The 7,589-nt window shown below is 74.7% G+C and carries 6 protein-coding genes; 3 read left to right on the top strand and 3 right to left on the bottom strand.

Annotated elements, in window-relative coordinates; translation table 11 throughout:
* The 3 genes from ACFUJR_RS35410 to ACFUJR_RS35400 all read right to left on the bottom strand — a co-directional run.
* Window positions 1-272 (bottom strand): hypothetical protein (locus ACFUJR_RS35410; protein WP_383451123.1); only part of this gene is annotated, 272 nt, incomplete at its 3' end.
* Between the two features lie 91 nt (window positions 273-363).
* Window positions 364-2,448 (bottom strand): elongation factor G, encoded by a 2,085-nt coding sequence (gene fusA / locus ACFUJR_RS35405; protein WP_383451120.1) that lies wholly within the window; start codon window positions 2,446-2,448, stop codon window positions 364-366.
* 412 nt (window positions 2,449-2,860) lie between these two features.
* The gene (locus ACFUJR_RS35400; RefSeq protein WP_383163397.1) at window positions 2,861-3,946 is read right to left on the bottom strand and encodes an enoyl-CoA hydratase/isomerase family protein; all 1,086 of its coding nucleotides are present in this window, start codon (window positions 3,944-3,946) and stop codon (window positions 2,861-2,863) included.
* A 228-nt stretch (window positions 3,947-4,174) separates the two neighbouring features.
* On the opposite strand from ACFUJR_RS35400, the gene ACFUJR_RS35395 reads away from it, so the two are divergent.
* The 3 genes from ACFUJR_RS35395 to ACFUJR_RS35385 are packed head-to-tail and all read left to right on the top strand — an operon-like array spanning window position 4,175 to window position 7,424.
* Window positions 4,175-5,203, top strand: a complete 1,029-nt coding sequence (locus tag ACFUJR_RS35395; protein WP_383163396.1) for a 3-oxoacyl-ACP synthase III family protein — start codon at window positions 4,175-4,177, stop codon at window positions 5,201-5,203.
* Window positions 5,200-5,943 carry a glycosyltransferase family A protein gene (locus ACFUJR_RS35390; RefSeq protein WP_383163394.1) on the top strand — a complete coding sequence of 248 codons (744 nt, stop codon included), beginning with the start codon at window positions 5,200-5,202 and terminating at the stop codon, window positions 5,941-5,943. Before ACFUJR_RS35395 ends, ACFUJR_RS35390 begins: the two co-directional genes overlap by 4 nt.
* A complete protein-coding gene (locus tag ACFUJR_RS35385; protein ID WP_383163393.1) occupies window positions 5,943-7,424 on the top strand; it encodes a class I adenylate-forming enzyme family protein in 1,482 nt (493 codons plus the stop codon). The genes ACFUJR_RS35390 and ACFUJR_RS35385 overlap by 1 nt, the downstream gene beginning before the upstream one ends.
* Window positions 7,425-7,589: the final 165 nt, after the last annotated feature.

The following is a 7,589-nucleotide window of genomic DNA, read 5'->3' as shown; positions in this document are numbered from 1 at the left end:
CGGGTCGGGTTAATCTCCTCCTGGTGGTGCGGGACGCCCGTGTGCAGCACTCCTGCCACCCTCCCCCGCGGCCGGCCGGGCGTCACACGCCGACCGGCCGCGGGACGCAGCAGCGCCGCGATCAGGGTCGGCAGCAGGACCAACGCCATCTGGGGGCAGTGCATCGCGCACCAGGAGGTGCAGTCGTCGAAAGCCCCTGCGCAGCAGCCCTCTTCCCCGTCCTCGCGCCGCTGCTTGCGACGCGACCGCGCGGGCCTCTTCGATGACGTCATCCCACCCCTCCGTTCGTCGGCATGATCGTATGTGCGGCGCGGAGGGCGCGCGGGACGGGCCCGCCCCGGCCGGAGGCGGGCCCTTCGGCCGCTATCGGGTCCTCGGGCCGGCCGGCTTGGCCGGCACGAGGGCGTAACCCGTGGGCCGGGTGGTGAACGTGCCCCGGCCCTGGGTGCGGCTGCGCAGCCGGGACGCGTAGCCGAACAGCTCGGCCAGCGGCACCGTCGCCGTGAGGACCGCGGTCCCTGCGCGCGCCGTCGAGCCGGAGACCCGGCCCCGGCGGGCCGCCAGGTCACCGAGCACACCGCCCACGGCGCTGTCGGGCACGGTGACCGTGACCTCGACCACCGGCTCCAGGAGCGTCATCGCGCCGGCCCGCAGAGCCTCACGGAGCGCGAAGCGGCCTGCCGTACGGAACGCCATCTCCGAGGAGTCCTTGGAGTGGGTCGCGCCGTCCGTCAGTGTCACCCGCAGACCGGTGACCGGATGACCGCCGAGGGGCCCCTCCGCGAGGGCGTCCCGACAGCCTGCCTCGACCGCGCGGACGTACTCCTGCGGCACGCGGCCCCCGGTGACGGTGGAGGTGAAGGCGAACTCCCCCGTGCCCGGTTCCTCGGCGTCGAGCGGTTCGACGTCGAGGACGACGTGGGCGAACTGACCGGCGCCGCCGTCCTGCTTGACGTGCCGGTACACCAGCCCGGAGACCCCGCGGACGACCGTCTCCCGGTAGGCCACCTGCGGTCTGCCGACGACGATCTCCAGGCCCTGGGCCAGGCGGATCTTCTCCACGGCCACCTCCAGATGGAGTTCACCCATGCCCGAGAGCACGGTCTGACCGGTCTCGGAGTCGGTCCTGACGGTCAGCGAGGGGTCCTCCTCGACGAGCCGGGCCAGCGCCGACGCCATCCGGTCGGTGTCCAGACTCCGGCGCGCCTCGACCGCGACGGAGACGACGGGGTCTGCCACCGTGGGCGGTTCGAGGAGCAGCGGGGCGGAGGGCGCGCAGAGCGTCGCGCCCGCGCGGGCCTCCTTCACGCCGACGACCGCGACGATGTCCCCGGCCACAGCCCGTTCCACCTCGGACTTCCGGTCGGCCTGCACACGCAGGATCCGGCCGATCCGCTCCGTGCGCCGGGCCGCGACGTCGAGCACGACATCCCCCTTTCCGATGGTCCCCGCGTAGACGCGGAGGTAGGTGAGCCGCCCGGTGGCGGTGGAGTTGACCTTGAAGACGAGCGCGGCGAACGGTTCCTCCGGGTCGGCGGCCCGCTCCTGTTCCGCGCCGTCCGCCGTGCCGCGTACGGGCGGGACGTCGAGAGGCGAGGGCAGGTAGGCGACGACGGCGTCGAGCAGCGGCTCCGTCCCGCGGTTGCGGTACGCCGAGCCGCACAGCACGACCACGGCGTCTCCGGTCCGGGTCAGGTCGCGCAGCGCGGCCGTGAGGGTCCGCGCGCCGAGCGAGGACGCGGCGCAGAACTCCTCGAGCACGGCCGGATGGAGTTCCGCCACCGCCTCTTCGAGGGCGCGACGCCGACGCGTCGCCTCCTCCACGAGCGCCTCGGGCACGGGGCCCTCGGTGTACGTGTCGGCGCCGGCGGCCCAGACCAGGGCGCGCATGCGCACGAGGTCGACCACGCCGGTGAACGCGTCCTCGCGGCCGATCGGCAGCTGGACGACGAGCGGCACCGTGTGCAGGCGGTCCCGGATCGACGCCACGGCCGTGTCCAGGTCGGCGCCCGCGCGGTCCAGCTTGTTGACGAAGGCGATCCTCGGGACGCCGTGCCGGTCGGCCTGGCGCCAGACGGTCTCGCTCTGCGGTTCGACCCCGGCGACGGCGTCGAACACCGCGATCGCGCCGTCGAGGACGCGCAGCGAGCGTTCCACCTCGTCGGAGAAGTCGACGTGTCCGGGTGTGTCGATGAGGTTGATCCGGTGGTCGTCCCAGACGCAGCTGACGGCCGCCGCGAAGATGGTGATGCCGCGGTCGCGTTCCTGCGCGTCGAAGTCGGTGACGGTGGTGCCGTCGTGGACCTCGCCGCGCTTGTGGGTGGCGCCGGTGAGGTAGAGCATCCGCTCGGTGACGGTGGTCTTGCCGGCGTCGACGTGGGCGAGGATGCCCAGGTTGCGGACACGGTTCAGGGAGGTGGTGAGGTGGCGGGGAAGGTGGGTGCGCACGGCCCGGACCTTTCGGTGGGTACGAGAGAGGGCGGCGCGATCTCCCGGACGAGGCGGCCCGGAGGCGGCGGAGCACGACCCCACCGGACGGCACGAAGCGTGCGGGCAGGCGGACTTCACGTCCCGAGGCTCTTGGGTCCCCAAGGCGTCGGGGCGGGTCCGTGCCAGGCGAGCGCGGGCGTGCCGGAGGCTCCTCGGGGTGAGGAGGGGTCAGGCGTTCGTCACGGGCTTCCGGTGGCGGCCGCGCAGCCGGCACCGGGCAGGGGGAGACATCAGGATCACGTCGTACCGGGACCGGGGCACGACGACAGCGGTGCGGCAACACACGGTCGGGCTCCCCTCGTCGGTCGTCGGCGCGCGCCGTGATCTCGGCGGCGCGTGCGGCGAGTCTAGGGAAGGGAGCCCGGTCGCGTCATCGGAGTTTTCGCGGGTCGCTCGGCCGGGCGAAGTACCGTGCCACGTCGGCGTCCGTCACCTCTGCGAGCGTGGGCGGTGTCCACCGCGGGTGGCGGTCCTTGTCGACGACCTGGGCGCGGATGCCCTCGACGAGGTCGGCGGAGGAGAGGGCGGTGCGGGAGAGCCCGAACTCCATGTCGAGGACGGCCTCCAGAGAGTCCAGGGTCCGGGCGCGGCGGACCGCCGCGAGGGTGACCTTGAGGGCGGTCGGTGACTTGGCGAGGAGGGCGTCGGCGGTCTCCTTCGCTTCGGGGAGGCCGTGGTCGAGGAGCCGGTCGACGATCTCCTCCACCGTGTCGGCCGCGTAGCAGGCGTCGATCCAGTCGCGTGCGGCGGCCAGCCGGCCGGGCGGCGCGGGGCGCGCGAACCGGGTCAGCACCTCGTGCGCGGGCGCCCTGGTGAGTTCCTCGGCCAGGCGGGGCAGCTCCCCGGAGGGTACGAAGTGGTCGGCGAGGCCGGTGAGAAGGGCGTCGGCGGCATCGGCCTGTGCGCCGGTCAGGGCGAGGTGCGTGCCCAGCTCGCCGGGCGCCCGGCCCAGCAGATGGGTGCCGCCGACGTCGGGGGCGAAGCCGATGCCCGTCTCGGGCATCGCGACGCGGGACCGTTCGGTGACGACGCGGACGGAGCCATGGGCCGAGACGCCGACTCCGCCGCCCATCACGATGCCGTCCATGAAGGCGACGTAGGGCTTGGGGTAGCGGGCGATGTGGGCGTTGAGCCGGTACTCGTCACGCCAGAAGCCGAGGGTGGCGGTGCCGCCGGCGCGGGCGTCGTCGTGGATGGCCCGGATGTCGCCGCCCGCGCACAGTCCGCGCTCCCCGGCGCCCTGGAGGACGACGGTCTCGACGGCCGGATCGTGCTCCCAGGCGGTCAGCGCCTCCTCGATGCGGAGCACCATCGGGTGGGTGAGCGCGTTGATGGCCCGCGGCCGGTTCAGGGTGAGGAACCCGGCCCGCCCTTCCGTGCGCACCAGAACCTGTGGAGCGTCGGCCGCGCCCGGCGCCGGGGTTCCCGCGGGCGCCCCGGAGGACCCCGCCGTCATCGCCGGGGCTCCGTCGCGCCGGAGGCCTGAATGAGTCGCATGATCCCGTCACCTTCCGCCGAACGATCTTCCGCCCACCGTATCGGCAGGGTCCAGGGCGGCTCATCGCTCGGTCCGGGGCGGGGAGGAAGATCACGAACGGCATGGCGGAGGAACCGGGCTTTCCCTCAGGAGGACTGAGTACGGACACTCAGGCCGAAGGCCGGCGCCCTTCGTAGCCTCCGGTGTATGAACAGTCATCAGGCCGTCGCGGACGGCCCCCTCCGTATCGGGATCACCGGGGTCGGCGCGTGCCTGCCCGATCGGGTCATGGATTCGGAGCGGCTGCGGCAGCGGGTCGTGGCCGGCAGTGGGATGGCTTTGCCCGCCGGGGTGTTCGAGCGGGCCACCGGGATCGCGACCCGGCGCGTCGTGGGGCCGGGCGAGTACGCCTCCACGCTGGCGGTGGGGGCCGCCCGGCAGGCCCTGGTGCGGGCCGGGGCCGAACCGCAGGACATCGATCTGCTGGTGTTCGCCTCCGCCACGCGCGACATGGTGGAACCGGCCACCGCGCACATCGTCCAGGCCGAACTGGGCTCAAGGGCCCACGCGTTGGATGTCACCAACGCCTGCAACAGCTTCGTCAACGGCATCGACCTGGCCCGGGGCATGATCCTGGCCGGGCGGGCCCGGCGGGCCCTCGTCGTCACCGGGGAGACGCCGAGCCGCGCCGTACGCCACGACCCGTCGGATCCGGCCCAGTTCCGGGACGGGTTCGCCGGCTACACGTTCGGCGACGCGGGCGCCGCGGTGGTCCTGGAGGCGGTGGACCGCGGCGGGATCCTCGACGTGGACACCGAGACGCACTCCGAACACTGGCCGGTGGGCGGGATATTCGGCGGCGGTTCACGCCATCCACGCGGCGACGAGCACACCTACTTCCGGGGCGACGGCAGCGAGCTGCGCGAGGTGTTCGAGAAGGTGGGCACGTCGGTCGTCGACCGCGTGCTGCACCGTACGGGGCTCGAGTGGCGCCACTTCCGGTACGTGCTGGTCCACCAGGTCACCGTGCCGTACCTGGAGCGGTTCGTGGAGATCACCGGCGTTCCGGAGGACCGGCTCGTCGTCACCGTCCCCGAACTCGGCAACATCGCGAGCGCGACACTGGGGGTCCAACTCGACCGGGTCCAGGCCCAGCTGCGCAGCGGCGACCGGGTGCTGTTCGTCGGTCTCGGCGGTGGCGTCAGCATCATGACGATGGTCTGGGAGAAGGCGTGAACGACGCACTGTGGGTCGTGGTGCCCGCGCATCAGGAGGCGGCGCGCATCGGCGACACCCTGGAGGCCCTCGCCGCCCAGGTGGACCGGGACTTCCAGCTGGTCGTGGTGGACAACGCGTCCGAGGACGACACCGCCGCCATCGCCCGCGCGTTCGCGCGGCGGGCGCCGTTCCCCGTCCATGTGCTCGACGAGCGGGACAAGGGCGTGGGGTGCGCCGTGGACACCGGGTTCCGGTACGCGATCGGTCACGGGGCCGCGTTGCTGGCCCGTACGGACGCCGACTGCCTTCCGCACCCCGGCTGGACGGCCGCCGCCCGGACCGCGCTACGGGGCGGCGCGGGGCTGGTGTGCGGCCGGATCGACGCCCGCAGGGACGAGCACGGGCCGGTCGGCCGCGCCCTGTTCCGCACCCTCGTCAGCGTCGCCGCGTTCTTCGGCCGGGTACGGCCCGCGCACCGGCGGCGGCACGGCTACCTCGCGCCGTACCGGATGCACGCGGGCAACAACATGGCCATCACCGCGCGGCTGTACGAGGCCGTCGGAGGGATGCCCCGCCGCCCCTCCCCCACCGACCGGCTCTTCCTGAACCGGGTGCGCCGGCGCACCACCGCCATCGTGCACGCCCGCGACATGGTGGTGGAGAACTCCACCCGGCGCCTGCGCGCGTACGGAATCGTCGGAACCGCCCGCTGGTACCTGGACAGAGGACCGGGGCGGCACGGGGAGGACCCTCGCTGATGCTGGACGCTCTCACCCACACCCTGCGGTCGGACCCCGGCCGCCCGGCCGTGCTCGGCACGACCCGGTCCGGGGCCGTCCGGACGAAGGCCACCTGCGGGGAGCTCGCCGACCTCGCGGACCACTACGCCTCCGCGCTGCACGCGCGGGGTCTGCGGCGCGGCGACACCGTCGGGGTCGCGGTACGGCCCGGGCCGCGCGCGCTGGCCGTGATGCTGGCCGTGCACCGGCTCGGGCTGCGGGCGGCAGTGCTCGACCCGGGCGCCGGCCCCGACGTGCTGCGGGCCCGCCTCGCGCTGGCCCGCCCCGCCGTCGTGCTCGCCGACGCGGCCGCCCAGGCGGTCGCCGGCTGGGCACGGCCGCTCGCCCGCCGGGCTCGGCTCGCGCTGCCGGACCTGGCGGAACTGGGCGGGCCGGTGGTCACGGTCGGGCGTCGCCTGCCGGGGTGCGCCCCGGCGTTGGAGGCGGTGAGCGGGATGTCGGTCCCGCCCCGTGCGGTGGACGAGGACGGGGACGCGGTGATCGTCTTCACCTCGGGCACGACCTCGCGCCCGCGCGCGGTGGTGCACACGCGTGCGTCGCTCGCCGCCGGAATGGCGACGGTGACGGATCTCGTCCGTCCTCAGCCGGGGCTCCCCGTGCTCGGCGGTACGTTCTTCGTCCTCGTGCCGTCGCTCGCGAGCGGCGCGCCGGTCGCGCTGCCCGCCCGGTCACCGCGCGTGCTGGTCCGCCAGCTGCGGCGGCTCGCCCCGCAGGCCACCTATCTGACGCCACCTCAGCTGAGGGCGGCGCTGGCCGCGGACGCGCGGTTCGGCGGGCGGGTGTGGACCGGCTCCGCGCCGGCGAGCGCCGAGCTGCTCACGCGCGTACGACGGGCCGGGGCGGACGAGGCGTGGGGGGTGTACGCGCTCACCGAGCTGTTCCCGGCCGCCGCCGTCGAGCAGGCGGAGAAGGCGGCGTTCCCGGGCGACGGCGATCTGGTCGGCGCGCCGCTGCCCGGGGTGACGGCGCGGACCGGGCCGGGCGGCGAGCTGCTGCTGTCCGGGCCGGGCGCCCGGCACCGCTACCTGGGCGAGGAGCCCGACCCCTGGGTCCGCACCGGCGACCGGGGGCTGCTCGACGCGCGCGGCCGGATCGTGCTCGCGGGGCGCTGCAAGGACATGGTGCTGAGGGGGGCGGAGAACATCTATCCGGGTCTCTACGAGCCGGCGCTGCACGTGCCCGGCGTCGAACTCGCGCTCCTGGTGGGCGTCCCGGCCGGTGACGGCGACGAGCGCCTGGTCGCCGTGGTCCAGCCGCGCCGCGAGGCCGACCGCGCCGACGTCCGGGCGGCGCTGGCGGGCCCACTGCGACGCATGGGCACCGCTCGCCCCGACGCCCTCCTTCTCGCCGACATCCCGCTGTCGGGCCGCTCCCTGAAGCCGGACCGCGCGGCGACGGCGAGACTGGCGGCGGCCCACACGACGGAGCCGGTCCGATGACGCCGACGGGGGGTACGCCGGGACCGGACCCACGTGCCGCGTCCGATTCCGGCGCGAAGGCGGTCAGGTGGGCGGGGGTGCGGGCCGCACCCGAGACCGACCCGTCGTCCCATCCGGCGACGGCCCCGCAGGACCCGCAGGACGCCCAGGCGGGCCCTGCGGAGC

This window comes from Streptomyces sp. NPDC057271, assembly GCF_042668715.1.
GTDB lineage: Bacteria > Actinomycetota > Actinomycetes > Streptomycetales > Streptomycetaceae > Streptomyces.
This window is presented reverse-complemented; position numbering and strand designations above follow the sequence as displayed.